Origin of the sequence: Streptococcus sp. HMSC071D03 (assembly GCF_001812125.1) — a bacterium.
Taxonomy (GTDB): Bacteria; Bacillota; Bacilli; order Lactobacillales; family Streptococcaceae; genus Streptococcus; species Streptococcus pseudopneumoniae_N.
This window is the reverse complement of record NZ_KV807799.1, coordinates 1-26,822: the sequence shown is the minus strand read 5'-3', so window position 1 is coordinate 26,822 and position 26,822 is coordinate 1. Positions and strand designations below refer to the sequence as shown.

20 protein-coding genes and 1 pseudogene are annotated in these 26,822 nt (G+C 37.8%); 18 read left to right on the top strand and 3 right to left on the bottom strand.

What is annotated here, in order from left to right:
- The first annotated feature begins 3 nt into the window (after positions 1-3).
- The 5 genes from HMPREF2837_RS08670 (at position 4) to HMPREF2837_RS08650 (ending at position 5,385) form a co-directional block, all read left to right on the top strand.
- On the top strand, positions 4-699 hold the full coding sequence (locus tag HMPREF2837_RS08670; protein WP_075230855.1) for a 5'-methylthioadenosine/adenosylhomocysteine nucleosidase: 696 nt from the start codon (positions 4-6) through the stop codon (positions 697-699).
- Between the two features lie 292 nt (positions 700-991).
- A complete protein-coding gene (gene pcrA, locus HMPREF2837_RS08665; protein ID WP_075230854.1) occupies positions 992-3,280 on the top strand; it encodes a DNA helicase PcrA in 2,289 nt (762 codons plus the stop codon).
- A 162-nt stretch (positions 3,281-3,442) separates the two neighbouring features.
- Complete coding sequence (locus HMPREF2837_RS08660; RefSeq protein ID WP_045614887.1) at positions 3,443-3,703, top strand: SemiSWEET family transporter; 261 nt, start codon at positions 3,443-3,445, stop codon at positions 3,701-3,703.
- Positions 3,704-3,808: 105 nt separating this feature from the next.
- Complete coding sequence (locus HMPREF2837_RS08655; protein WP_049548950.1) at positions 3,809-4,510, top strand: response regulator transcription factor; 702 nt, start codon at positions 3,809-3,811, stop codon at positions 4,508-4,510.
- A complete protein-coding gene (locus HMPREF2837_RS08650) occupies positions 4,507-5,385 on the top strand; it encodes a sensor histidine kinase (protein WP_049548951.1) in 879 nt (292 codons plus the stop codon). Before HMPREF2837_RS08655 ends, HMPREF2837_RS08650 begins: the two co-directional genes overlap by 4 nt.
- Before the next feature lie 39 nt (positions 5,386-5,424).
- Here the strand turns inward: HMPREF2837_RS08650 and HMPREF2837_RS08645 are convergent, their stop codons facing one another.
- The 3 genes from HMPREF2837_RS08645 to HMPREF2837_RS08635 form a co-directional block, all read right to left on the bottom strand.
- Positions 5,425-6,183 (bottom strand): ABC transporter permease, encoded by a 759-nt coding sequence (locus tag HMPREF2837_RS08645; protein WP_049548952.1) that lies wholly within the window; start codon positions 6,181-6,183, stop codon positions 5,425-5,427.
- 10 nt (positions 6,184-6,193) lie between these two features.
- Positions 6,194-7,102, bottom strand: a complete 909-nt coding sequence (locus tag HMPREF2837_RS08640) for an ATP-binding cassette domain-containing protein (protein WP_049548953.1) — start codon at positions 7,100-7,102, stop codon at positions 6,194-6,196.
- A 164-nt stretch (positions 7,103-7,266) separates the two neighbouring features.
- Positions 7,267-8,076 carry a Cof-type HAD-IIB family hydrolase gene (locus HMPREF2837_RS08635; RefSeq protein ID WP_049548954.1) on the bottom strand — a complete coding sequence of 270 codons (810 nt, stop codon included), beginning with the start codon at positions 8,074-8,076 and terminating at the stop codon, positions 7,267-7,269.
- 190 nt (positions 8,077-8,266) lie between these two features.
- Between HMPREF2837_RS08635 and HMPREF2837_RS11500 the strand changes: the two are divergent.
- From HMPREF2837_RS11500 to HMPREF2837_RS08570, 13 genes and pseudogenes are all read left to right on the top strand, one after another.
- Positions 8,267-8,939: pseudogene (locus HMPREF2837_RS11500) on the top strand (lysostaphin resistance A-like protein).
- A gap of 132 nt (positions 8,940-9,071) precedes the next feature.
- Positions 9,072-12,323 carry an ATP-dependent nuclease subunit B gene (gene rexB / locus HMPREF2837_RS08625; RefSeq protein ID WP_049548968.1) on the top strand — a complete coding sequence of 1,084 codons (3,252 nt, stop codon included), beginning with the start codon at positions 9,072-9,074 and terminating at the stop codon, positions 12,321-12,323.
- Positions 12,320-15,967 (top strand): helicase-exonuclease AddAB subunit AddA, encoded by a 3,648-nt coding sequence (gene addA / locus HMPREF2837_RS08620; RefSeq protein ID WP_075230853.1) that lies wholly within the window; start codon positions 12,320-12,322, stop codon positions 15,965-15,967. Before rexB ends, addA begins: the two co-directional genes overlap by 4 nt.
- Positions 15,968-15,983: 16 nt before the next feature.
- Positions 15,984-17,162, top strand: coding sequence for a hypothetical protein (locus tag HMPREF2837_RS08615; protein ID WP_049548956.1), 1,179 nt, complete (start codon positions 15,984-15,986; stop codon positions 17,160-17,162).
- A 128-nt stretch (positions 17,163-17,290) separates the two neighbouring features.
- On the top strand, positions 17,291-17,788 hold the full coding sequence (locus tag HMPREF2837_RS08610; protein WP_049509707.1) for a YkgJ family cysteine cluster protein: 498 nt from the start codon (positions 17,291-17,293) through the stop codon (positions 17,786-17,788).
- Between the two features lie 223 nt (positions 17,789-18,011).
- A complete protein-coding gene (locus tag HMPREF2837_RS08605; protein ID WP_049548957.1) occupies positions 18,012-19,055 on the top strand; it encodes a bifunctional glycosyltransferase family 2/GtrA family protein in 1,044 nt (347 codons plus the stop codon).
- Positions 19,052-19,963 carry a phosphodiester glycosidase family protein gene (locus HMPREF2837_RS08600; protein ID WP_049548958.1) on the top strand — a complete coding sequence of 304 codons (912 nt, stop codon included), beginning with the start codon at positions 19,052-19,054 and terminating at the stop codon, positions 19,961-19,963. The genes HMPREF2837_RS08605 and HMPREF2837_RS08600 overlap by 4 nt, the downstream gene beginning before the upstream one ends.
- Positions 19,944-20,390, top strand: a complete 447-nt coding sequence (locus HMPREF2837_RS08595; RefSeq protein ID WP_049548969.1) for a hypothetical protein — start codon at positions 19,944-19,946, stop codon at positions 20,388-20,390. Before HMPREF2837_RS08600 ends, HMPREF2837_RS08595 begins: the two co-directional genes overlap by 20 nt.
- Before the next feature lie 214 nt (positions 20,391-20,604).
- Positions 20,605-22,440: a glucosaminidase domain-containing protein gene (locus HMPREF2837_RS08590; RefSeq protein ID WP_049548959.1), complete on the top strand. Its 1,836-nt coding sequence runs from the start codon at positions 20,605-20,607 to the stop codon at positions 22,438-22,440.
- Between the two features lie 67 nt (positions 22,441-22,507).
- The gene (gene imm40 / locus HMPREF2837_RS08585) at positions 22,508-22,849 is read left to right on the top strand and encodes an Imm40 family immunity protein (protein WP_075230852.1); all 342 of its coding nucleotides are present in this window, start codon (positions 22,508-22,510) and stop codon (positions 22,847-22,849) included.
- Between the two features lie 168 nt (positions 22,850-23,017).
- Positions 23,018-23,869, top strand: a complete 852-nt coding sequence (gene ylqF, locus HMPREF2837_RS08580) for a ribosome biogenesis GTPase YlqF (RefSeq protein WP_049548961.1) — start codon at positions 23,018-23,020, stop codon at positions 23,867-23,869.
- A complete protein-coding gene (locus HMPREF2837_RS08575) occupies positions 23,856-24,635 on the top strand; it encodes a ribonuclease HII (protein WP_049548962.1) in 780 nt (259 codons plus the stop codon). Before ylqF ends, HMPREF2837_RS08575 begins: the two co-directional genes overlap by 14 nt.
- A gap of 15 nt (positions 24,636-24,650) precedes the next feature.
- Positions 24,651-26,201 (top strand): ClC family H(+)/Cl(-) exchange transporter, encoded by a 1,551-nt coding sequence (locus HMPREF2837_RS08570; protein WP_049548963.1) that lies wholly within the window; start codon positions 24,651-24,653, stop codon positions 26,199-26,201.
- The last annotated feature ends 621 nt before the right edge of the window (positions 26,202-26,822 follow it).

Below are 26,822 nucleotides of genomic sequence, written 5' to 3'. Positions count from 1 at the left end.
ATCATGAAAATTGGAATTATTGCAGCTATGCCTGAAGAACTAGCTTACTTGCTCCAACACTTGGATGATGCCCGTGAAGAAAAGGTTCTGGGAAATAGCTATCACACAGGAAAAGTTGGCTCTGTTGAACTTGTACTCGTAGAGAGTGGTATCGGAAAAGTCATGTCTGCTATGAGTGTCGCTATCTTAGCGGATCACTTTCAAGTAGATGCCGTGATTAATACTGGATCTGCTGGTGCAGTAGCAAATGGGATCGCAGTAGGGGATGTAGTGATTGCAGATAAGCTTTGCTATCACGATGTTGACGTGACTGCCTTTGGCTATGATTATGGTCAAATGGCAAGACAACCCCTCTACTTTGAATCAGACAAAAAATTTATTAGTTTGATTCAAGAGAGTTTGTCTAAATTGGAACAAACTTGGCACTTAGGCCTAATCGCTACAGGTGATAGTTTTGTTGCTGGGGAAGATAAAATCAAAGCGATAAAAGAGCAATTCCCTCAAGTTCTTGCTGTAGAGATGGAAGGGGCAGCTATTGCTCAAGCAGCTCATGCCTTGAATTTACCTTTCTTAGTCGTTCGTGCCATGAGTGACAATGCCAACCATGAAGCATCCGTTTCCTTTGATGAATTTATCGTAGAAGCAGGACGTCGTTCTGCCCAAGCCCTAATGACGCTTTTGCAGTCTATAAAGGATTAATAGAAGAATTACTGAGAGTGGGACAGAAATCGGTAATTCGTTAGAATTCGATTTCGTCGTCCCACCTCCGCACAGTTGAGTAGGGCTGTAAAAGCTGATGAAATCAGCGTAGTAGAGCCCACTCAACCACTGCGTCTTGCTCGACAATCAAAAGAGAATTGAGAGGCTAGGACTTTTGTCCCAGCCTCTTCTTGTTTTGCCAACTAAAATAATCAGAAGGTTCCTAAGAAAAGTTATTTTCAAACTTTTTTGATATAATAGAAACATTGACTTGAAGAATAAGGAAGAGAAAATGAACGAATTATTAAAGGGGATGAATGACCGTCAAGCTGAGGCTGTTCAAACGACTGAAGGTCCTTTGCTGATCATGGCGGGGGCTGGTTCTGGAAAGACCCGTGTTTTGACCCACCGTATTGCCTACTTGATTGATGAAAAGATGGTCAACCCATGGAATATCTTGGCCATTACCTTTACCAATAAAGCGGCGCGTGAAATGAAGGAGCGTGCTTATGGGCTCAACCCAGCTACTCAGGATTGTTTGATCGCGACCTTCCACTCTATGTGTGTGCGTATCCTACGTCGTGATGCGGACCATATTGGCTACAATCGCAATTTCACGATTGTGGATCCAGGGGAGCAGCGGACTCTCATGAAACGCATCCTCAAACAGTTAAACTTGGATCCTAAAAAATGGAATGAACGCACCATTTTGGGAACCATTTCCAATGCTAAGAATGATCTGATTGACGATGTGGCTTATGCTGCCCAGGCAGGAGATATGTACACGCAAATTGTAGCTAAGTGTTATACGGCCTATCAGAAAGAACTTCGTCAGTCAGAGTCGGTGGACTTTGATGACTTAATCATGTTGACCTTGCGTCTCTTTGACCAAAATCCTGATGTTTTGACTTATTATCAGCAGAAGTTCCAGTACATCCACGTTGATGAGTATCAAGATACCAACCATGCCCAGTATCAATTAGTTAAACTCCTGGCTTCACGCTTTCAAAATATCTGTGTAGTTGGGGATGCAGACCAGTCTATCTATGGTTGGCGTGGTGCTGATATGCAGAATATCTTGGACTTTGAGAAGGATTATCCTCAAGCCAAGGTAGTTTTGTTGGAGGAAAATTACCGCTCAACCAAGACCATCCTCCAAGCTGCTAATGACGTTATCAAAAACAATAAAAATCGTCGTCCTAAGAATCTCTGGACTCAAAATACTGATGGGGAACAGATTGTCTACTATCGTGCTAATGATGAACAAGACGAGGCTGTCTTTGTAGCCAAAACTATTGATGAACTTGGTCGAAGCCAAAACTTCCTCCACAAGGACTTTGCAGTTCTTTACCGTACCAATGCCCAATCTCGTACTATTGAAGAAGCTTTGCTTAAGTCCAATATTCCTTATACCATGGTAGGTGGAACAAAATTCTACAGCCGTAAGGAAATTCGTGATATTATCGCTTATCTGAATCTCATTGCCAATTTGAGTGACAATATCAGTTTTGAACGCATCATCAATGAACCTAAACGTGGCATTGGCCCTGGAACAGTAGAGAAAATTCGTGACTTTGCCAACGTACAAAATATGTCCATGCTAGATGCTTCAGCTAACATCATGTTATCAGGGATAAAAGGTAAGGCAGCTCAGTCGATCTGGGATTTTGCCAATATGATACTGGATTTACGGGAGCAACTGGACCAATTAAGCATTACTGAGTTAGTAGAAGCAGTCTTAGAAAAGACAGGCTACGTGGATATTCTCAATGCCCAGGCGACTTTGGAAAGCAAGGCTCGGGTTGAAAATATCGAGGAGTTCCTTTCTGTTACTAAGAATTTCGATGATAATCCAGATAATCAAGAAGAAGAAACTGGACTGGATAAACTCAGTCGATTCTTGAATGATCTTGCCTTGATTGCAGATACAGACTCTGGCAGTCAGGAAACATCAGAAGTAACCTTGATGACGCTCCATGCTGCCAAGGGACTGGAGTTTCCAGTTGTATTCTTGATTGGGATGGAAGAAAATGTCTTTCCACTTAGTCGTGCAGCAGAAGACATGGATGAATTGGAAGAGGAACGCCGTCTAGCCTATGTTGGTATCACGCGCGCAGAGAAAATTCTCTATCTGACTAATGCTAACTCACGCTTGCTGTTTGGTCGAACGAACTATAATCGCCCAACACGCTTTATCAATGAGATTAGTTCAGATTTGTTAACTTATCAAGGTTTGGCGCGTCCAGCTAATAGTAGCTTCAAAGCATCTTATAGCAGTGGTGGTGTCGCCTTTGGTCAAGGCATGAGTCTAGCTCAAGCTCTACAAGATCGTAAACGCAATGCAGCACCAAGATCCATTGAATCAAAAGGACTACCTTTTGGACAATTTGCTGCTGGATCAAAATCAATTTCAAGTGAAACCAGCTGGTCAATTGGTGATATTGCCCTTCATAAGAAGTGGGGTCAAGGAACTGTTCTAGAAGTTTCAGGAAGTGGAGCTACTCAGGAATTGAAAATCAATTTCCCAGATGTCGGCCTCAAAAAACTTTTAGCCAGTGTAGCACCGATTGAGAAGAAGTAAGTTTTTTAAATGAATAAGATTCCCTATAGAAATAACAAGGGGGGGTTCTGTTCCTCTTATCACAAGATTGTGATAATTTACATTTTCTTAACAAAAAGTTTTTTTGCTCACACGATTTTAAAAATAGTGTATAATTGAGACTGTTTTTGAAAGGAGAAGAAAATGAGTGAAAAACAAATGAAAACATTAGGTTGGATTGCAACCTTTATGTCTGTTATGATGTATATCTCATATATTCCACAAATTATGAACAACCTTGCGGGTCAAAAAGGAAACTTTATCCAACCAGCAGTAGCTGCAATTAACTGCAGTCTTTGGGTATACTACGGACTCTTTAAAAAAGAACGAGATATTCCTTTGGCAGCAGCCAATGCACCAGGTATTGTTTTTGGGATTATTACCGCATTGACAGCTTTATTCTAAAACATAAAGTAAACTCTTCTTCGTATCTAGTTATGAGGGAGATTTTTTCTTTATCCAAAATTCCTAAAAAAACATGATATAATACTATTAGAAAGGTTGGTGTTTATGGCTAGAATACTTATCATTGAAGATAATAATGAGATTCAAGAAATTTTGAGAACTCTTCTTTCTGAGGAACATGAGGTGATTCAAGCTTTTTCTGGTACTGAAGGAATGATTCGTTTTGAGCAAGGCGGCATTGATCTAATCTTGTTAGATATTATGCTTCCTGGAAAAAATGGCGATCAGGTTTTAAAAGCCATTAGACAAGCTAGTTCAGTACCTGTCATCATGCTAACTGCCCTAAGCGATAAAAAGCTCATCAGTCAATATCTCTTAGATGGTGCTAATGATTATATTACGAAGCCTTTTGATTTGGATGAAGTTTTTGCTAGGGTTACGGTTCAATTACGTCAAAATAGTGATAAGCAATCAGCTGAAATCGAACATCCTGACAAGTTGATTCAACAGTTAAAAAATATTCAGTTTGATGCAGATAGTTTTGAAATCAAAAATAGCCAGGAAACTATTCGCCTAGCTAAGAAAGAATGTTTGATTCTCCAAACCTTACTGGGACATCCTAAGAAAATTTTCACGAAAGAAGAACTCTATGAATTGGTCTGGGAGGATACTTATTTACCAGGCGATAATACTCTCAACACTCATTTAAGTAATCTCCGTAAAAAATTAGGCCAACTGGATCCAGAGCAAGAGTATATTGAAACTATCTGGGGAGTTGGTGTTCGGTTAAAAGGAGATGAGCAATGATCTACATTTTACTATCTTTGCTAGTGCTGGTCATTATCCTATTGACGATATGGTTGATTCGCTATCATCTAGCACTCGTTAACTTGAGCCAACAGATTGAAGATAAGATTCTGACTGGAAGTATGAAGAGAATCGGAGTATCAACGTTCTCCAAGGATTTTTTACATCTTTACCAGCAAATCGATCATCTCTTTCAAGAAGTTGAGCAGTCACGCTTGATTATGAAGCGTGAAAAACAGACTTTAGACATGGCTATTAGCAATATTGCCCACGATATTCGGACGCCTTTAACGATTGCGTCAGGCTATACTCAGCAATTGCTTAAAACAGAAAATCCTGAGTCTGAGAGTTTGAAAAAAATTGCCCATCATCTTAATCAAGTTTCAAAACGTCTAGAAGCTCTTTTGGACTATCGTCGGTTAATGGAGGGAGCAGTTAAACCTGACTTATCTGAGTTAGAAGTCTCGACATTTATGACGCAAAAATTACTAACCTATTATGATTCTTTTCAAACGACAAAGATTGACCTTGATTTTCAAGTAGAATCTGGTTTGTATTTACTGACAGATTCGGATTTATTAGACCGTATGTTACAAAATCTCATTGGCAATGTTTTAAAACATGGGAAGGATGAAGCGAGATTTTCTCTGAAGGAAGTGGACAATCATATCTGTTTGGAAATTGCTAATCTGGTTAAACAACCCATTCGCAAAATTGAAAATCTCAGTCAGCGATTTTACTCTGAAAATCTCTCAGATACAGAAGAATCCTCTGGTTTAGGTCTTTATATTACTGAAGAACTATCCCATCTCCTTGGAGCAGAACTACAACTAAGTACAGACGGTGCCTGGTTTACAGTTAAGATACTCTTTTAAAACAAGGAACCTCCTCTTTTTGAACAGAGGAGGTCATTTTTATAAGCTTTTCTTTTTGAAAACAGCAAGTCCACTAATGGTAAAGAATAGAATAACAGTAACTGTAACGATAATGGTGTATAGAACAGCTTGACTAGAGGCAGTCATGGCATAGGCAACATTTAAGGATAAATAGCGTAAAATCTCGATATCTGGAAAGATAAGCATCGGCGTTGAAAGTAAGATAGAACTGATTAAATAGCCAATGAAAACAGCCAAATAGGAATGAGTCACATAGAGAATGAAAGAAATAATGGAAAGCCAAGCAAGAAGGCAGAGAAATTGAAGACCAATCGTTAGAAGGAGATTGCCAATAAATCCTTCTGGCATCGTTCCTACCCCGTTTAGGATAGTTGCTGGTACAAAAGCAATAACCAGACTAATAAGAATTTGCATTAGAGCGATACTTGCTAATACTACAGACTTGGCTAGGAAGAATTCTGTACGAGAAACACCCACTGTCAAACTATTTTTATAGAGTTTACCGATTAGGTCAACTCCTAGAACTAAGCAAGCAAGGATAATGCAGAGGAAAACTAGGTTTGAACCTTGACTAGATGCGTTAATCAGGGCTTGAATACCATCCCAGCCTTTACTTGGAAGTTCAGTTTCTGGAGGTGTTGTATCAACTGACATTAGATGTCCTGTAGCCCCGATAGTAGCTCCCATTAACATGAGTGCAAAGAGAACAATCTCTGTAATCCAAAAACCTTTGGAACGGAAAAGACGGTAAAAGTCTGCTTGAATTGTATGTATCATGAACTTCCTCCTATTTTACTAATTGTGTGAAGTATTCTTCAAGATTTTGACGAGCATAGTAAATCTCATCCACAGCGACATCTGCTAGCGTAAGTTCTTTGAGAATGCGTTTGATATCTTGTTCATGACTAAAAATATGAATCTCATTGTCAGAATTAACAACTTTAAATTCAAGATGCACTTTGTCTTTTAAGATTTGACTAGCTTTTTCTTTGTCAATTGTTTTTAGAACGATATAGTCTTCATTAAGTGTCTCAAATTCGGCCTTACTGATTTCTCGAATGATTTTCCCTTGGTCTAAAATTCCAAAGCGATTGGCAACCAGGTAGAGTTCTGACAAGATATGACTAGAGATGAGAATTGTTATTCCTAGTTCTTGATTCAGACGTTGAATCATTTGACGAAACTCTTTGATACCGATTGGGTCAAGTCCATTGATAGGTTCATCAAGGATGAGGAAGTCCGGTTTTGATAGTAGGGCAATCGCAATGCCTAGGCGTTGTTTCATTCCAAGAGAGAAATCTCGAAAAACTTTTCTACCTGTATCTGTTAACCCCACATACTTTAATGTTTCCTGAATGACTTGATCGGCATTTGGGATATGTCGAATAGTACAATAGTACCTTAGATTTTGATAGGCTGTTAAATGATTGTGTGCTACTGGGGATTCAATGACTGAACCTACTCGAGATAGGGCTTTCGTGCACTCCTTATACCCTTGACTAGAAAAGAGGGAAATAGTTCCATGGTCAGCAGATAATAATTGGGTAATGATTTTAATCAGAGTTGTTTTACCAGCACCATTTTTTCCGATAAGTCCATAGATATCTCCTTCTTTAACTGAGATACTAAGATCTTGTAGAATAGGTTGTTTGCCAAATTGTTTGGACAAGCTATGGATTTCGAGGACTTTTTTCATAGTTTTCTCCTTTAATCTTTAAGATGTTTTATTTTTATAACTCTAGTATAAAGCATAGATATCAAAGAATCGTCAAGCATTTCTAAAGTGTTTCTAAAGTTTTTAAGTTTCTAAAAAATAAAAAGCCCAGTTGGCTAGAAACGCTAGTTGACTGGGCTTATTTTCTATAAAATATATTTCTCAATAGCGCGTGCAACACCGTCTTCTTCATTGCTAGAAGTTACAGCATCCGCAATAGATTTGACATAGTCGCTAGCATTTCCCATGGCAATCCCAAGCCCTGCAAACTCTAGCATCTCAATGTCGTTATTGGCATCACCCATTGCCATGATTTCAGAAGGTTGAATATCCAAAATCTTAGCCAAACGAGAAAGAGCAGAAGCTTTGGTTGTGCCAAGTGGCATGGCTTCGTAGATCACTGGTTGAGAACGAACACCGCTAAATCTTTGACAAAGCTCTTCAGAGAAACGTTGTTCAAAGTCATCTGTTTCTTCCTTTGTACCTAAGAACATACCTTGGAACATTCGATACTTCCCGCTAGTAGCTTCTTCCAGTGAGATTTCAGTCAGGTCAGAGAAAACAAGTGTAGCATCATATTGAACGATAGGATTTGGTTTACCTCCAAGAACGAAGTAGTGCTCTTCATCAAAGAGAGTTAATTGAACATCACTCTTTTCAGCAAGGTCATTCAGGTATTCAATGTCTGATTTGCTAAGTTCTCGCCAGTCAACCAGTCCCCAATCACTAGTTTGGTGGGTAGAACATCCATTGTTGACGATGACGTATTCATTTTGTAAATCAAGACCGAGTTTCTTGTAGTAAGGAAGAACTCCAAAGAGGGGACGACCTGTACAGAGAACCAGTTTGACACCTTTTTCGATAGCCTTATGAATGGCGTCAATATGAGCCTGAGGGATTTCCTTGGCTTCGTTAAGTAGAGTTCCATCCATATCTAGAGCAAGTAGTTTAATCATAGTATTTCCTTTTCTCGTCTTTTACCTATATTATAGCATATTTTGGAGGAAATAAGGATTACTATGTCAATTTAGGAGGTTTGGATGACAATTTAAGATTTGAAGAAGATAATTGGCAAATATATGCTATACTAAACTTGCAATGCAGTTGAGATTATAGAGATAATGAAGAAAAAGCAGAGGTCTTATCATGAAAAGAAGAGCAGTACAGATTTTACTAGCCTTTATTAGTAATCGTTTATAGGAAGACATGGTTTTGGTGGATTTTTAATCACTTTTCAGCTAGGTTTGTAGTTGCTAGTCGAGAGTATTTCATGATTCTTGCTTTTTTAGAGCTCAGCGTTACTTTTATAGCTATTCTTTATTTACTAGTATTCGAAGGTAGGAAAATTCTTGAGTTGAAGTGGAAATGGAGATATCCAGTTTATTTGATTCTTGCTTATGGAGTCAGTTATCTTTCAGGTATTGTGTTCTCCTTTTTAACCCCAGCAACGTCCAATCAAATCGCTTTAAATGAATTGATTGAGATGACAGGGCGACAAGAGTTACCTTATCTTTTACTTATTGTTTGTCTTCTAGGACCAATTACAGAAGAATTGGTATATCGAGGAGTTCTGATGAATACATTTCTGAAAGATTCACCATGGTATGGAGATGTTTTGCTATCAGCCTGTGTCTTTGGCTATGTGCATGTCAGTTCAGGTTTAACACCACTCGCCTTTTTCACCTATGCAAGTGGAGGAGCAATTTTAGCATTCCTCTACCGAAAAACTCATTCTCTCTATTACCCTATTTTACTTCATATCATGATCAACATTACTGCATTTTGGGAATTATGGGTACTCTTGTTTTCTGGTAGTTAATAACTATAAAAGGTCGGATTTTATTCCGACTTTTTTGATATGGGACAGGTTAAAATTAGGGCTTTATATCAATCTGTTTTGACTTAAAAAATGATATAATAAAAGGTAATGACAAAAACAAATGAGGCAGAGATGAAACTACTTTATACCGATATTCGGACTTCTTTGACAGAAATCCTAACCAAGGAGGCTCAAGGACTGGTAGCCCAAGGCAAACGAGTCTTTTATATCGCTCCTAACTCTCTTTCTTTTGAAAAGGAACGTGCCGTGCTGGAGTGCTTGAGTCAGCAGGCTTCTTTTGCTATTACAGTCACGCGCTTCGCCCAAATGGCTCGTTATCTGGTTTTAAATGATATTCCTGAGAGGTCAAGTCTCGATGATATCGGTCTTGGTATGGCTTTCTACAAATGTCTGTCCGAGATTGATCCGAAGGATTTACGTGTTTACGGAGCTATTAAGCAAGATTCGCAGTTCATCCAGCAACTGATTGAGATTTATCATGAAATTTCAACTGCAAAGATGAGTTTTTTGGACTTGGAAAGTTTGACAGATGCTGATAAACGCTCTGATTTACTCTTGATTTTTGAAAAGATAACAGCTTATTTAAATCAAGGTCAAGTTTCACAAGGAAGTTCATTATCCTATCTGATTGATGCTATCGAAGAAAACAAGGTAAGTAGTGATTTTAGTAAGATTGCTCTAATCATTGATGGTTTTACCCGTTTTTCTGCAGAAGAGGAGCACCTAGTGGATTTGCTTCATCGTAAGGGTGTTGAGATTATTATAGGCGTATATGCGACTAAGAAAGCCTATAATAGCCCTTTTAGTGAAGGGAACCTCTACCAAGCCAGTGTTGAGTTTTTACGTCATTTAGCTTTTAAATATCAGACCAAGGCAGAAGATGCATGTCAAGAACATGAAAAACAAGATGCCTTTGCTAAAGCGTCAAAACTTCTCGAAAGTGCCTATGATTTTTCTAAAATCAGCTTAGACGTGAATGACGAAGATAGAAAGGACTTGCAAATCTGGTCTTGTCTGACACAAAAAGAAGAGCTGGAGCTAGTTGCTCGTAGTATTCGCCAGAAATTGCACCAAAATCCAGAACTAAGCTACAAAAATTTTCGTATCTTATTAGGAGACGTAGAGTCTTATAAACTGTCCTTGCAGACAATTTTTAATCAATATCAGATCCCTTTCTATCTGGGTAAAAGTGAGTCTATGGCTCATCATCCTTTGACTCAATTTGTAGAATCCGTGGGACGTCTCAAACGATACAATTTCCGTCAGGAAGATTTGATTAATCTCCTACGCACTGGATTGTATACCGACCTTACTCAAGAGGAAATCGATAGCTTTGAACAATATATCCGCTATTTAGGTATTGATGGTCTTTCTAACTTTAAACAAGAATTTACAAAAAATCATCATGGAAAATTTGATTTAGAAAAATTAAATAAGCTTCGTGTTCGTGTTCTAGATCCATTAGAAACTTTATTAACCAGTCGTAAGCAAAAGACTGAAAATATTCTTACAAAGTGGAACAACTTTTTGAAGGATTCCTTTGTGACTAAGCAACTGCAAATCTTATCTGAAACAATGGAAGCGGCAGAACAAGAAAGACAAGAGGAGGTCTGGAAAGCATTTTGCCACGTAATGGAGCAATTTGCTACGGTATTTGAAGGTTCTCTGGTTACTTTAGATGATTTTTTGGCACTTCTTCATTCAGGGATGTCCTTATCAAATTACCGTACAATCCCAGCAACAGTAGATACTGTTCTGGTGCAAAGTTATGATTTGATTGCACCCTTGACATCTGATTATATCTATGCACTTGGCTTAACTCAAGATCACTTACCAAAAATTAGCCAAAATACTAGTCTTTTGAGCGATGAAGAAAGAGAAGTGCTAAACCAAGCAACTCAAGAAGGTTCACAATTACTGATTGCAAGTCAAGAGAATCTCAAGAAGAATCGCTATACCATGCTTTCTTTGGTCAATTCTGCTAGGAAGGAATTGGTATTATCAGCACCAAGTTTACTCAATGAAAATGAGAGTAAAGAGTCAGTTTATCTGAAAGAATTGCAGGATTTTGGTTTTAGCAAGATTGAAAAGAGAATCGATCGAAAAAACCTATCAAAGGATGATATTGGTTCTTATCACAGTCTTTTGTCTAGTCTTGTTGCTTATCACCAGCAAGGTGAGATGGAAACAAGTGAGCAAGACTTAACCTTTGTCAAAGTTTTAGCCCGTGTTATGGGTAAAAAGTTGGAGGGTAAAGGTCTGGATAATCCAGTTCTGCCTACAAGTCCACGAAGTAAGACTTTAGCAGCAGATACTTTAGATGCCTTGTATCCTCAAGGTCAGGATTTCTATCTATCAACTTCTGGATTAACAGAGTTTTATCGTAATGAATATAGCTATTACCTTCGTTATGTCTTAGGGTTGCAGGAAGAATTGCGTCTTAAACCGGATGCAAGAAGTCACGGGAATTTCTTGCATCGTATTTTTGAGCGGGCATTGAAAATGCCGAGCGATGAATCCTTTGATCGACGTTTAGAGCAAGCAATCTCTGAAACCAGTCAAGAGCGAGAATTTCAAGCGATTTATCAAGAAAGTTTGGAAGCCCAATTAATCAAGGAAGTTCTTTTGGATGTTGCTCGTGCAACTGGGCACATTCTTCGTCACAATTCTGAAATTGAAACAATTCAGGAAGAAGCAGTCTTTGGTGGTAAGGAACAAGCTTTTGTTCAGTTAGAAAACGGCAGAAATGTCTATGTCCGTGGTAAAGTCGACCGTATAGATCGCTTAAAGACAAGTGATGCTATTGGTGTTGTTGATTACAAATCCTCTCTAACTCAGTTTAACTTCCCTCTCTTTTATAACGGCCTTAATTCACAATTACCAACCTATCTAGCTGCTCTTAAGAAAGAAGGAAATACCGACTTCTTTGGTGCTATGTATTTAGAGATGGCTGAGCCAGTTCAGTCCTTACAAACTGTTAAAACTCTTTCAAAGGCTTTAGCAGAAACGACTAAGAGTATGAAATATCAAGGGCTATTTCTCGAAAAAGAGATAAAGAACCTTGGGGAACTTTACAATAAGAACAAGACCTATCAGTTGTCTGATGAGGAATTCCAGTTATTGCTGGACTATAACGCCCTTATCTATAAGAAAGCAGCAGAGAAGATTTTATCTGGTAGATTTGCTATCAATCCCTATACAGAAGACGGCAGAAGTATTGCCCCATATGTTCAACAATATCAAGCTATTACAGGTTTTGAAGCCAATTACCATCTAGGTCAGGCTAGATTGTTAGATAAGGTTGCTAAGAGCAATGCCAAGGAAGCATGGTTTAATAAAATCAGAGAGGAGTTGGAGCGATGAAATTTTTATCCCAAGAAGAGATTGAAGCCTTGCAAGTAGCAGAAGCTCAGTCTAACAAGAAACCCAAGAAAACAGCTGAGCAAATTCAAGCTATCTATAGTTCTGGTCAAAACATTCTTGTTTCAGCTTCAGCTGGCTCAGGGAAAACCTTTGTCATAGCTGAACGAATTCTTGACCAACTAGCGCGTGGTGTTGAGATTCGCCAACTCTTTATCTCAACCTTTACGGTAAAGGCAGCAACCGAGTTAAAAGAACGCTTGGAAAAGAAAATCAGCCAACAAATCCAAGAAACGAAAGATGTGGAACTAAAAAAACACCTCGGCAGACAATTAGCTGATTTACCAAACGCTGCGATCGGGACCATGGACTCTTTTACTCAGAAGTTCCTAACCAAACATGGCTATCTTCTCGACCTTGCACCAAACTTCCGCATTCTTCAGAATGAAAGTGAGCAACTCCTCTTAAAAAACGAAGTTTTTCGGCAGGTTTTTGAAAAACACTACCAAGGTAAAGAACAAGAACAGTTTAGTCAGCTGGTCAAGAACTTTGCAGGTAGAAGCAAGGATGCGCGTGGATTGCGTAAACAGGTCTACATGATTTATGACTTTTTGCAATCTACAAGTAATCCTCAGGCTTGGCTAGAAAATTCCTTTCTAAAAGGCTTTGAAGAGGCTGATTTTACAGTTTCCAAAGAAAAACTCGCAGATGCTATAAAAGAAAAACTTTGGGATTTAGAAAGTTTCTTCCGTTACCATTTAGAGAATGATGCCAAGGAATTTGGAAAAGCAGCCTACTTAGAATCTGTCCAACAAGTTCTTGATGAAATTGGAGCTTTAACCAACGAATCAACTTTTAATCAATATCAAGAAGTTCTAGAGCGAGTTGTAAGTATTTCTAAGGATAAGGGTGGCCGTGCTCTTACAAATGCTAGTCGCAAGGCTGAACTCCAAGCTCTAAAAGAAGCGTACAACCAAGAGAGAAAAGACAAGTTTGAAAAGCTGAACGCATTAAATGACCAAATTACTTTATTGAAATTCCAGGAAGAATATCATCAAGAGTCTTGGGACTTGGCTAAGACTTTCCAAGTTTTCATGAGAGATTTTGTTGTAGCTTATCGACAACGTAAACGTGAAGAAAACGCCTTTGAATTTGCGGATATTAGCCACTATACGATTGATATTTTGGAAAACTACCCTCAGGTTCGTCGAGAATACCAGGAACGCTTCCACGAAGTCATGGTCGATGAGTACCAAGATACCAACCACATCCAGGAAAGAATGCTGGAACTCCTCTCAAACGGTCATAATCGTTTTATGGTAGGAGATATTAAGCAGTCCATTTATCGTTTCAGACAAGCAGACCCACAGATTTTCAATGAAAAATTTCATAGCTTTGCTCAAGATGGCAAAGAAGCTCAGTTAATTCTGCTTAAAGAAAATTTCCGTAGTAGTTCAGAAGTTCTTAATGCTACTAATGACGTCTTTAAACATCTTATGGACGAGGAAGTTGGAGAGATTACTTATGATGGTATGCATCAACTTGTTTTCGGAAATACTGATTTAAAATCAAATCCAGAAAATACAGCAGAAGTCCTCTTGTATGATAAGAATGAAGATGGCGATACTGATGACGAAGAAAATCTTACAACCAACAAACTGACTGGCGAAATGCGGATGGTCATAAAGGAGATATTGCATCTTCATAATGATAAAGGTATTCCTTTCAAGGACATTGCTCTCTTGACTGCCAGCAGAAGTCGCAATGACCAGGTTTTACTTGCTTTGTCGGAATATGGGATACCAGTTAAAACTGATGGCGCTCAAAACAATTATTTGCAATCTTTAGAAGTGCAGGTTATGTTGGATACTCTTCGTGTCATCCATAATCCTCTTCAAGATTTCGCTTTAGTAGCTCTGATGAAGTCTCCAATGTTTAGTTTTGACGAGGATGAATTGGCTCGATTAGCCCTTCAGAAATCTGAGGATAAGGTTCAAGAAAACTTTTATGAGAAACTAGTCAATGCTCAAGCACAAACTAGCCTCCATAAGGATTTAATCAAGTCTGAATTACTTAAAAAGTTAGACTTGTTCATGGAAACTATTGATGCTTGGCGTTTGTTCTCAAAAACTCATTCGCTTTATGACCTCGTTTGGAAAATCTATAGCGAACGTTTCTACTATGATTATGTTGGTGCTTTGCCAAATGGACAGGCCAGACAGGCAAATCTCTACGCCCTTGCCCTAAGAGCCGATCAGTTTGAAAAGAGTAATTTTAAAGGCTTATCACGTTTCATAACTATGATTGATCAAGTCTTGGAAGCTCAGCATGATATTGCCAATGTCGCTGTGGCACCACCTAAGGATGCCGTGGAGCTTATGAGTATTCATAAGAGTAAGGGGCTTGAGTTCCCATATGTCTTTATCCTTAATATTGATCAGCAATTTAACAAGCAAGATTCCATGTCTGAAGTTATCCTAAGTCGTAAAAATGGCCTTGGGCTTAAGTATATTGCTAGAGTAGCTACAAATGCCAAAGAGGAATATGTTCCATCTACGATTAAGTTATCGATTCCAAGCTTGACTTATACTCAAAATGAGGAAGAGCTACAATTAGCAAGTTATTCTGAACTCATGCGTCTGCTTTATGTAGCCATGACGCGAGCTGAGGAAAAACTCTATCTAGTTGGAAAGGGATCACGAGAAAAGTTGGAGTCTAAAGAATATCCGACAAATGGAAAAGGTCTTTTGACTCGAGAAACTAGACTAGATGCTACTAATTTCCAAGATTGGATTTGGGCCATTTACCAAGCATTTACGAAAGAGGATTTGCACTTCACTGTACGTTTTGAGGGTGAAGAAGACTTAACCAAGGAAGTAATCGGAGTCTTGGAAAATAAAAGCCAGCTTCAAGATCAATCCCAAGCAGATAACCGTCAATCTGATACCATTAAGGAAGCTTTAGAAATGCTGAAAGAAGTGGAAGTCTATAATCAAGTCCACCGAGCAGCAATTAATCTTCCAAGTGTTCAAACGCCAAGTCAGATTAAAAAATTCTATGAACCCGTCATGGATATGGAAGGCGTAGTAGTGGCTGGTCAAAGTCAACTAAAAGAAAGCACTGTTCAATTCAAGCTTCCTGATTTCTCTAAAACTAAGAAAGTTACTGGCGCTGAAATTGGCAGTGCTACCCATGAACTCATGCAACGAATCAATCTCGATAAAAAACCTACATTGGAAATCTTGACAGAAGCTCTGGAGCAAGTTCAAGTAAGTTCGGATGTCAAATCCAAAATCAATCTAGGAAAAATTTTGTCCTTCTTTGATACAGCTCTAGGTCAAGAGATTCTTGCAAATCAAGATAAACTCTATCGAGAACAGCCTTTCTCAATGTTAAAAAGAGACGAGAAAAGTCAAGAAAACTTTGTTGTCCGTGGAATCTTAGATGGGTATCTCCTCTACAATGATAAGATTGCTCTCTTTGACTACAAGACAGACCGTTATGAGCATGCTAGTCAGCTTGTTGAACGCTATCGAGGACAATTAGATCTCTATGCAGAGGCTCTATCTCGCTCTTATCAGATAGAAACAGTTGAGAAATATTTGATTCTACTTGGTAAAGACCAAGTAGAAGTCGTTAAACTCTAAAAAGAAAGGAGACCTCATGTCCATTCCTGTTAGAAAAAACTTATATGATGCAGTTTTAGAGGCATCTAAAGCCGATACTTGGGAACAAGCTACCAAAGAATGGAGTGAAGTTTCCTTGATTTTTAATGGAATCGGTCGAAGCAATTGTGTCTGCGGTAATGCTATTAAGTATGCTTATGAACTTTTTAACGGAGTTACTGGCAAACGTCTCTTTCCCATTGGGAGTGACTGTGTGCGTCATTTCCAAAGAATTAGCCTAGATCAACAGCTAGAAGAGGAGGAAAAACTTCTCAGAAAGCTTGAAAATCTAACAAGAAAGGCCCAGAAAAAAGAAGCCATTCGAGTTAATAAAACAGATTTTGATGAGCGACTGATCAACTGGCTATGGGAAAAGGGAGCTTTTAAGTCAAATCGAGGTAATCAATTCTCACCAGAAAAGGATTATCAACTCTTTTTGGAGGTATTTCAAGGTGGAAGTTGGACTAAGGCAGAGCCTTTGAAGAAAGCTCGTATGGAAGAAGTCCTTGAGAAATTTATCAAACCCTTTCTACTTGGAAAATCTGACGATCAACTCTATCTAGTTAAACTAGGAAAAGAAAAAATTGACTATGAGCAAGAACTTCGCATCAAAGCTGAAAAGGAACGAAAGAAGCGAGACAAGATTGCAAAACAATATGCGGATAATCTAGTTCTAGCAATGGGACCAGCTGAACGTGCTTATCAAGATTACTTTGGACTGAGCGAAACACTGACACTAGAAGAGCGCCAGTGGGAAAAGATTCTCTTCGGTAAAAATCGTGCAGAACGTTCTTTAAAATCAAAACAGTACCAAAGAGAACTCGAAAAGGATCAACGCATTGCTAGTCAAGATCCTCTTGAAAGAAAACAAAAGCAAGTCTGGTTGCTTAACTCTTATTTTAAGGATATACCCGAAGAAAAAGCTCGCTTTTCCCGACTTCTAATCATGTATCGAAAAACTGGAGAAATTCCATTTTCAACTGACTATCTCTCTAACACTTTGTTTGACTTTTTCTACAAAATGAAGGCTTTTGAATTTGAAATAGCACCTGATCAGGTACGTGATTTTCTAAAGGAATGTTTAGATGCGGAGAATCTATCGTCCGCACAAAAATCTTGGATAGAAGGCATTTTAACCAACTGCATCAAACCTTTTTTAGAAAGAATGATAGTATAGCGGTAGTTTTCGTCCTGAATGGATAGACTCATGTTTATTAAAATTATGTCTTAAAGCAATTATACATAATTTATTTTATGTATAAACTTAAAGTATTTGTATCAACATTAAAAAAATAGAAAGAAACTATGTCAAAAGAAATCGATATCGAATATTATCACCAACTAGCCTTGCAAAAACAAAAAGAGCATCGGAAGTTTTTAGGAAATCTGAAAAAGAAAGCACCTAAAAATTTGGATAAAATTGCCCTTGAAATCCATCAAGAAGTTTTTACTGAAATTGATTGTACAGCCTGCGCTAACTGTTGCAAGAGTCTTGGTCCAGACTTCAAAGAAGCAGATATCACACGTATCGCAAAATACTTTAAAATGAAATTGCCAGCCTTTGAAGCTGAGTTTTTGCAAGTAGATGAAGACGGTGATAAAGTCTTTAAGTCAATGCCTTGTCCCTTCTTAGGAGGCGATAATCTTTGTTCAATCTACGACGTCCGTCCCAAAGCCTGTCGTGAATTTCCACATACTGACCGTAAGAAGATTTACCAAATCAATAATCTTACTATTAAAAATACCTTAACTTGTCCAGCAGCCTATCTCTTTGTTGAAAGATTAAGAGAGAAGATAGATTAAGTACTCTCGTTTTGTGATAAGATTCATCCTCAAATACAGTTACTGTTTGGGGATTTTTGTATATTTATTTTTATCTGAAAATTCAAAATATATTTTTCATTAATTGATAAGTCCTTTATTAAGCTTAAAGTTTTTTAAACCGAATCTTAAAGAAAACTGATATAAGGTATCTTTAAGCGATGTTCTGTATAGTTATACCATCATCAAAGAAAGAGGTATCGATATGAACTACATAGTCATTCCAGCTTATCAACCAGATAATAAACTTATCAAACTTATCGAAAAAATTCACGAAAAGAGTGATTTTCATATCTTAGTCATAGACGACGGCAGTTCATCAAAGTGCCAAAAAATCTTTGATAAAGCAAAACAATTTGCTACTGTCATTCGTCACCAAGTGAACCAAGGTAAAGGGCAGGCTCTAAAAACAGCCTTTACTTATATCCAAGAACAAAACATTTATGGTACGGTTGTCACAGCAGATGCGGATGGACAGCACAAGGTATGGGATATTTTCCGCACGGCTAATAAAGCTTCCGAAAATCCAAACAAGCTAATCTTGGGTGTACGTGCCTTTTCTGGAAAAGTTCCCCTTCGTAGCCGTTTTGGTAACAGCTTAACCAAAGCTCTCTTTAAGCTTCAAACAGGAGTAGGAGTAACAGATACGCAGACAGGTCTTCGTGCTTTTACTACAAACTTGATACCGTTTATGCTTAAGATTGAAGGCCAACGTTACGAATATGAAATGAACATGTTGCTCGAAGCAACGAAAGAATACGAGATTTTAGAAGTTCCTATTGAAACTGTCTATATTAATGACAATGAGGCTTCACACTTCCGCCCAATCCAAGACGGACTCATGATTTATAAAAATATCTTTAAATTTGCCTTATCATCTCTCAGTAGCTTTGTTGTAGACTATGTCGTTTACGCCCTAGCAATTTTGATTTTGCCGACAGTTCCTACGAGTCTACGAATTTTTCTAGCAAACGGAGTCGCTCGTGTAACTAGCTCTATTTTCAACTATTCTACAAATAAAAAACTAGTCTTTAAAAATGACGATAGCCTTGTAAAAACAGGTATGGGGTACTTTGGTCTAGCAGTCGGACTCTTTGTCTTAGACACGCTACTGATTCGTCTCTTCTTTACAGTCTTTGGAATCAACCTTCTGATTGCCAAAGTTATCGTCGGCATCCTTCTCTTCGCTGTCTCTTGGACAGTGCAGAAGAAATTCATCTTTAAGGAAAGGACATCAACTGTATTATGAAATTTTTAAAGAAACGCTATGCTTACGCCTCAGTTCTTGGCCTACTCTTGACAGGATCCTTTAGTTACTCCATGCTAAAGACCTTTGTCCTCGCTGAAACGATCTCGACAGTTGCCACAACTAGCACAAGTTCCAATGCTGCAGCAGCAAGTCAAGCTGCTAAGACAGCTACTGTCACTGACTCTAGTTATAAAGATGACAATATTTCCGTCAATTTGTCTGAAACGACGGTCAATAATACACAAGTTTACGTTGCTGATATTACTCTGAGCTCATCAGATTATCTGAAAACTGCCTTTGCTCAAAATGCTTATGGAACTAATGTAACTGCAAAAACCTCTGTAACCGCAGCTGACAACAATGCCATTTTAGCAGTAAACGGGGACTACTATGGTGCTAACTCTACAGGTTATGTTATCCGTAATGGCGTTGTCTATCGTGATACTGTTCGTGAAGATTCTAGTAATGGCGACTTAGCTATTTATAAAGACGGCTCTTTCAAGGTTATTTACGAAGATCAGATCTCAGCTGAGCAACTAGTAAATGACGGTGTCGTCAATCTCTTGGCTTTTGGACCAGCTTTGGTCGAAAATGGTGAAATTGCAGTTGATACCAATACAGAAGTAGGACAAGCAATGGCTTCAAATCCTCGTACAGCTATTGGTATGATCGATGAAAACCACTATATCATCGTTGTTTCAGATGGACGTACATCAGAAAGTGAAGGTCTCTCTCTTTATCAGCTAGCTGAAGTCATGAAATCTTATGGTGCAAAGACTGCCTACAATCTTGATGGCGGTGGATCATCTACACTTTATTTCAACGGTCAGGTTATCAATAAACCAACGACTGGTGGAAACAAAATTTCAGAAAGGGCGGTGAGTGACATTGTCTACATCGGTTACTAATTTTGGCAAAAAACGGTTTAAAAAAACAGTCATTTCTTATACACTAATCACTATTTTCTTCTTTGCATTTTCTAGAATTTATGAAGCTTTTAGTTTTGGAGAAACTTCTGTTCATATGCACTATTTATTTGCAGCACCTCTTGTAGGGGGGATTCTACTAGCAATCTTTCTCAAGGTTCTCCCTCATTTCTCTCGTATTAGTCTAAATCTATGGAATTCGGCAGTAGCGATTATTACAGCGGGTACACTTTTCCGAGGAATTGTCAATCTTTCAGGACGCTCTACAACCTTGGATACACCCTACTGGTATGTTGGGATCGGTTTTGCAATACTAGCAATCATTACTATTTTCATCAATCCAAACCTTTGGAAGAATTCTACTAAAGCAACCAAAACAAATCGCAAAGAAGTCTATGGTCAGGCATAATGTTATAAAAAAGTAGTCGTTCAGCTGATGTTCGACTACTTTTTATTGACTTTTATTTCTAAAATATTTTAAAAATATTACAAGTTCTTTTCTTCTGAAAGATACTACTTTTATATTTAACAGAATATTGTATAATATAGTGGATAATTACTGTTTTTTACACAATATATAGAAACATCAAATCCACTATTTAGGTATTTGTAAGGAGAAAAGAATGAAAAAAATATTGCTGGCAAGTACAGTTGCCCTCTCTATGGCAGGTTTTGCAAAAACGACCGTCTATGCCGAGGATTCTCAAGCTACCAATAATGTTCAATCATCAGAAAAGATTGCTACGAATACAGTAAGCAATGAAAAGAAAAATCAAAGCGAAGCTGAAAAAGCAACTTCTCAAACTCCAGAGACCAAAGAACAACCTTCAAAAGAAACAGTAGTAGAGGTAGTCAACAAAGAAGGTTGGCAAAAAGAAAATAACCAATGGCGTTATTATGAGAATAATCAACCAGTTTCGAATTGGAAAAAAATAGCTGGTGTTTGGTACTATTTCAATCAAGATGGTATCATGCTTAGTAGCACTATCTTTAATGATTATCTATTGAATAATAGCGGTGCTATGGCAGAATCTTCTTGGGTAAAAATTGACAACCAATGGTATTATGCCACTGAGAACGGGAAAGTTACTCGTAATACTTGGAAAAAGATAGCTGGTGTTTGGTACCGATTTGATGAATCTGGCACAATGTTAAGCAATACTATTTATAATGATTATCTTCTCAAAAGTAGTGGTGCTATGGCAGAAAATGCCTGGATAAAACTCGAAGATAAGTGGTATTATGCTACAGCATCAGGAAAAATTATTCGCGACAAGTGGGAGAAAATCAGTGGTTCATGGTACTATTTTAATAAGGATGGCGCCATGTTAAGTAGCCAATGGAAAGAGAAATACTATCTAAAAGATAGTGGAGCTATGGCTAAAAGTGAATGGATTTTCGATGAAAAATACAAGAGCTGGTTCTACCTCAAGTCGGACGGCATCTATGCTGAAACTCAATGGGTAGGTTCTTACTATCTCAAATCTTTTGGTTATATGGCCAAAAATGAATGGATTTTCGATAAGGACTATAATGCTTGGTTTTACTTAAAAGAAGACGGAGCTTATGTAACTGGTAACTTTACCATTAATGGAAAAGACTATACTTTCCAAAGTAACGGAAAATGGATTTCTGATACGGCAGCATACTATAAAGTAAAACCTATTACAGCAAATGTATATAGCGCTTCTGGTAAAAAGCTCAGTTATATTTCGCAAGGAAGTATTGTATCGATTGATGGAACTGAAGCCAAAGACAGTCGCCTTCCAGTTAAAATTTCTGGCCTTTCAGGGTATATGAACAAGAGTGATCTAGTAGCAGTCAGCTCAGATAGTGACTTCATTCCTCACTATACTACGGATGGTAATTATCTTTACCATGAGTTATCACCTTACGCAAGTATTCGTGTAGCACCTCATAGTTCATCAATGGCAATTGGTAAAAAATACTATTCAGCTGATGGCATGAACTTTGAAAACTTTACAGTTGAAAATCCTTTCTTATTTAGAGATTTAAGAAAACCAACCAATTACACAGCTGAAGAATTAGATAAAGTCTATTCTCTTATGAATATCAAAGGAAGTCGTCTGGCAGGTAAGGGAGCAATCTTTAAAGAAGCTGAAGAACGTTATCAGATCAACGCTCTCTATCTAATCGCCCATAGTGCCATAGAAAGTTCATGGGGACGCAGTAAAATTGCCAAGGATAAGAATAACTTCTTCGGCATTGCAGCCTATGATACAACACCATATGATTCAGCAAAAAGCTTTGACGATGTTGATAAGGGTATCTTAGGTGCAGCCAAGTGGATCCGCGAAAATTACATCGATAATGGCAGAACATACCTTGGAAATAAAGCGTCAGGGATGAATGTTCTTTATGCATCGGATCCATACTGGGGAGAAAAAATTGCAAGTATCATGATGAGAATCAACAGTCAGCTAGGTGAAAAAGATTAAGAATCATTAAAATCGATAACGACTGCAAAGTGGTTATCGATTTTGCTTATCAAGAGAAACTTGAGAAATGAACTTTATGAAGCAGAATTTTGAGAATACAAATAAAAGAGGAATTGAATTACGTGACTCAGGGATTGATGCATACGCTTATGATTATTCAGCAATCCCAGACTTACTTGATAATCTCAAAGCCAATAATCAAATTATACTAGGTGGGGATGTTTTTTGCTACAAGAATGGCCAATTGAAACATACTTATGATCATTGGTATTACGAGAAACAAGATCCAACCATTGATAGCAGTAAATCCATTTTTCAAACAGAAAAATATATCAGCAACTATGTTAAAGATCATGGTGAACACTATTATTTTTCAATTGTTTTAGACAATGAGGAATTTAATTTGTGACTGATTGACTTAGAAAACATTTTACAATCGGCATTGAATCAAGCGTCAAATATGAGAAATCATGTTATAATAAAAGATAGTGATTTATTTTTAGAAAAAGGATATCTATTTAATTTTTAAATATGAAAGAATAGATACAAATCCAATAAAAGAAAGGAATTTTACAGAATGGCAACTATTCAATGGTTTCCTGGACATATGTCCAAGGCGCGTCGTCAGGTCCAGGAAAATTTAAAATTTGTTGATTTTGTGACAGTTTTAGTAGATGCACGTTTGCCCTTGTCTAGTCAAAATCCAATGCTGACTAAAATTGTAGGAGATAAACCAAGGCTCCTGATTTTAAACAAGGCAGATCTGGCAGACCCAGTTCAAACGAAAGAATGGCGTCAGCACTTTGAATCACAAGGCATTCAAACACTGGCAATCAATTCTAAAGAACAAATAACAGTAAAAGTCGTGACCGATGCTGCTAAGAAACTTATGGCAGATAAGATTGCTCGTCAAAGAGAACGTGGTATCCAAATTGAAACCTTGCGTACCATGATTATCGGTATTCCAAATGCTGGGAAATCTACTCTTATGAACCGTTTAGCTGGTAAGAAAATTGCTGTTGTTGGTAATAAACCAGGTGTCACCAAGGGCCAACAATGGCTTAAGACGAATAAGGATCTAGAAATCTTAGATACTCCAGGGATTCTCTGGCCAAAATTTGAAGATGAAACTGTCGCCCTTAAACTTGCTCTTACCGGAGCGATCAAGGATCAATTGCTTCCAATGGATGAAGTGACGATCTTCGGGCTTAATTACTTTAAAACACATTACCCTGATAAGCTTCAAGAACGTTTTAAACAAATGAATCTGGACGATGAAGCTCCTGAAATTATCATGGACATGACTCGTATCCTTGGTTTCCGTGATGATTATGATCGCTTTTACAATCTCTTCGTCAAAGAAGTTCGTGATGGAAAACTAGGTAACTATACATTAGATACATTGGAAGACCTCAATGGCAACGATTAAAGAAATAAAAGAAGAATTAGCAAAGATAACTGAACTTGAAAGTCCCTTGTTTAAGGAATTCGAAAAAGATTCTCGTTCAGGTGTCCAAAAAGAAATTCAAAAGCGGAAAAAAGCCCTTCAAGCTGAAATTGATGAAAATCTGCGCTTAGAAGGCATGTTAGCTTACGAAAAAGAGCTTTATGCACAAGGGATTAGCTTAATTGCAGGTGTAGATGAAGTTGGACGTGGTCCTTTAGCTGGACCTGTTGTTGCTGCAGCAGTCATTCTTCCCCAAAATTGTAAGATTAAAGGCTTAAATGACAGTAAGAAGATTCCTAAGAAAAAACACGAGGAGATTTTTCAGGCTGTCAAAGATAATTCCCTAGCAATCGGTATTGGGATTATGGACAATCAAGTCATTGATCAAGTCAATATCTACGAAGCGACGAAACTAGCCATGAAAGAAGCTATTTATCAGCTTGAGCCTCAACCAGAGCACCTCTTGATTGATGCTATGAAGTTGGACTTGCCGATTTCTCAGACATCCATCATCAAAGGAGATGCCAACTCCTTATCTATTGCAGCAGCATCGATTATAGCTAAAGTTACCAGAGATAAGATCATGGCTAACTATGACCAAGAATTTCCAGGCTATGATTTTGCTCAAAATGCTGGCTATGGAACTGCTAAGCATCTAGAAGGAATTGAAAAGCACGGTGTCACACCTATTCATCGCACCAGTTTTGAACCGATTAAAACGATCGTTTCAGAAACTAGTAAAAGATAATTAAAGGAGAGAATTATGGAGGAACAGTCGCAAATACTTAGTTCCAAGAAAGAATTTGCCTTCGCGTCCAGTACGATCTTAGCTCAAGTAGGGCGAGGTATTATTGTTGGATTAGTCGTAGGACTTATTGTAGGATCATTTCGATTTTTGATTGAAAAAGGCTTTCATATCGTTCAAGGATTTTATCAAGACCAAGAGAATCTGATACGGAATCTATTGATCATTTTATTGTTTTATATCCTCATTTGCTTACTTAGTGCCAAATTAACACGTTCAGAAAAAGATATCAAAGGTTCTGGTATTCCTCAAGTTGAAGCGGAGTTAAAAGGTCTCATGTCTCTCAACTGGTGGAGTGTCCTCTGGAAGAAATACATTCTAGGTATCTTGGCCATTGCGAGTGGGCTCATGCTCGGTCGTGAAGGTCCCAGTATTCAGCTAGGTGCCGCTGGAGGAAAAGGAATTGCTAAATGGCTCAAGTCTAGCCCTGTTGAGGAGCGTTCTTTGATTGCTAGCGGAGCTGCTGCTGGACTTGCTGCAGCCTTTAATGCACCGATTGCGGGGTTATTATTTGTAGTAGAAGAAGTCTATCACCATTTTTCACGATTTTTCTGGGTTTCTACCTTGGCTGCTAGTCTTGTAGCAAACTTCGTTTCTCTTCTCATCTTTGGCTTAACACCTGTACTTGATATGCCGGACAATATCCCTCTCATGGACTTGAGCCAATATTGGATTTATCTGGTTATGGGAATTTTTCTAGGACTCTCAGGTTTTCTCTATGAAAAAGCCGTTCTTAACGTTGGAAAAGTATATGATTGGATTGGTCAAAAGATTCATCTGAATAAGGCCTATTATCCTATTCTAGCCTTTCTCCTTATCATTCCAGTAGGAATATTCCTGCCACAAATACTTGGTGGAGGAAATCAGGTTGTCTTATCCTTAACAGAACAGGATTTTAGTTTTCAAATTCTCTTGGCTTACTTTATTATTCGCTTTATCTGGAGTATGATCAGTTATGGTAGTGGACTGCCAGGTGGTATTTTCTTGCCAATTTTAGCTTTAGGATCCTTACTTGGTGCCCTGGTAGGTGTTATTTGTGTCAATCTTGGCCTCGTTACACAGCAGCAATTCCCTATCTTTGTGATTCTTGGAATGAGCGGGTATTTTGGGGCTATCTCAAAAGCACCTTTGACAGCTATGATTCTTGTGACGGAAATGGTTGGTGACATTCGCAATCTCATGCCTTTAGGGATGGTGACCCTAGTTGCCTATATTGTTATGGATCTGCTCAAAGGGACACCCGTCTATGAAGCCATGCTGGAGAAAATGCTACCTGAATCAGCAACTGATGATGGAGAAGTTACCCTAATTGAAATTCCAGTATCAGATAAAATAGCTGGTAAGCAAGTACATGAACTCAATTTACCTCATAACGTACTCATCACAACCCAAGTCCATAATGGCAAGAGCCAAACCGTTAACGGTTCAACCAGAATGTACCTCGGTGATATGATTCACCTAGTTATTCCAAAAAGTGAAATTGGGAAAGTAAAAGATTTGTTGTTGTAGGATTAGTTGTTTACATAACTTATATTATGTCTCGTATATAGTTGGTCTAAAATTAGTAATTAAAAAGATAGACCGAGTCATATGAATCAAAACTCGATTCCTAAATAATGGTATCGAGTTTTTATATTTTATTCTAATAAACTGTAGAAGCTTTAGAAATTTTTTAAGTCAATAAATTAATGATCAATAATTCACTTAGCGAATCTAGACGTTTTTTAGAATTGTATAGCTAAAACTATAAGTTTATGTACAATTGACTTAACATGAGCTAAACAATTGATACAACTGAATTAGAAGCATAAAGTACATTCTTTAAGGAGTGTACTTTATTTTTGTTTTGTACATTATTCTGGAGTGGTATTTTGTATGTTTTCTAGTACTTAATATCCTCTAATCTGAGAAATTAATTTGTACATTATTTTCAATGATAATCAATATATAATAAAAAAATTAAAGTTCAAATTCTGAAACTACTTTCACATATAAATAATTGAATATAAATTGCTGTAGACCTATAATAAAGATAGGGATAATAAGGATTCTTCCTAGAAAGGAGTATACTGTATCCTAAGGGTCAGTATTATTAATAGACTTCTTGCGAAACTAGAATCCTAGTTCACG

What these genes read in the sequence shown, in the direction of transcription:
- HMPREF2837_RS08640 (WP_049548953.1), bottom strand. Translation starts at nt 7,102, where the DNA reads ATGAAAAAAGTCCTCGAAATCCATAGCTTGTCCAAACAATTTGGCAAA.
- HMPREF2837_RS08670 (WP_075230855.1), top strand. Translation starts at nt 4, where the DNA reads ATGAAAATTGGAATTATTGCAGCTATGCCTGAAGAACTAGCTTACTTG.
- HMPREF2837_RS08645 (WP_049548952.1), bottom strand. Translation starts at nt 6,183, where the DNA reads ATGATACATACAATTCAAGCAGACTTTTACCGTCTTTTCCGTTCCAAA.
- imm40 (WP_075230852.1), top strand. Translation starts at nt 22,508, where the DNA reads ATGAACTTTATGAAGCAGAATTTTGAGAATACAAATAAAAGAGGAATT.
- addA (WP_075230853.1), top strand. Translation starts at nt 12,320, where the DNA reads ATGAAATTTTTATCCCAAGAAGAGATTGAAGCCTTGCAAGTAGCAGAA.
- HMPREF2837_RS08650 (WP_049548951.1), top strand. Translation starts at nt 4,507, where the DNA reads ATGATCTACATTTTACTATCTTTGCTAGTGCTGGTCATTATCCTATTG.
- HMPREF2837_RS08655 (WP_049548950.1), top strand. Translation starts at nt 3,809, where the DNA reads ATGGCTAGAATACTTATCATTGAAGATAATAATGAGATTCAAGAAATT.
- HMPREF2837_RS08635 (WP_049548954.1), bottom strand. Translation starts at nt 8,076, where the DNA reads ATGATTAAACTACTTGCTCTAGATATGGATGGAACTCTACTTAACGAA.
- HMPREF2837_RS08605 (WP_049548957.1), top strand. Translation starts at nt 18,012, where the DNA reads ATGAACTACATAGTCATTCCAGCTTATCAACCAGATAATAAACTTATC.
- rexB (WP_049548968.1), top strand. Translation starts at nt 9,072, where the DNA reads ATGAAACTACTTTATACCGATATTCGGACTTCTTTGACAGAAATCCTA.
- HMPREF2837_RS08610 (WP_049509707.1), top strand. Translation starts at nt 17,291, where the DNA reads ATGTCAAAAGAAATCGATATCGAATATTATCACCAACTAGCCTTGCAA.
- ylqF (WP_049548961.1), top strand. Translation starts at nt 23,018, where the DNA reads ATGGCAACTATTCAATGGTTTCCTGGACATATGTCCAAGGCGCGTCGT.
- HMPREF2837_RS08600 (WP_049548958.1), top strand. Translation starts at nt 19,052, where the DNA reads ATGAAATTTTTAAAGAAACGCTATGCTTACGCCTCAGTTCTTGGCCTA.
- HMPREF2837_RS08615 (WP_049548956.1), top strand. Translation starts at nt 15,984, where the DNA reads ATGTCCATTCCTGTTAGAAAAAACTTATATGATGCAGTTTTAGAGGCA.
- HMPREF2837_RS08590 (WP_049548959.1), top strand. Translation starts at nt 20,605, where the DNA reads ATGAAAAAAATATTGCTGGCAAGTACAGTTGCCCTCTCTATGGCAGGT.
- HMPREF2837_RS08575 (WP_049548962.1), top strand. Translation starts at nt 23,856, where the DNA reads ATGGCAACGATTAAAGAAATAAAAGAAGAATTAGCAAAGATAACTGAA.
- HMPREF2837_RS08570 (WP_049548963.1), top strand. Translation starts at nt 24,651, where the DNA reads ATGGAGGAACAGTCGCAAATACTTAGTTCCAAGAAAGAATTTGCCTTC.
- pcrA (WP_075230854.1), top strand. Translation starts at nt 992, where the DNA reads ATGAACGAATTATTAAAGGGGATGAATGACCGTCAAGCTGAGGCTGTT.
- HMPREF2837_RS08660 (WP_045614887.1), top strand. Translation starts at nt 3,443, where the DNA reads ATGAGTGAAAAACAAATGAAAACATTAGGTTGGATTGCAACCTTTATG.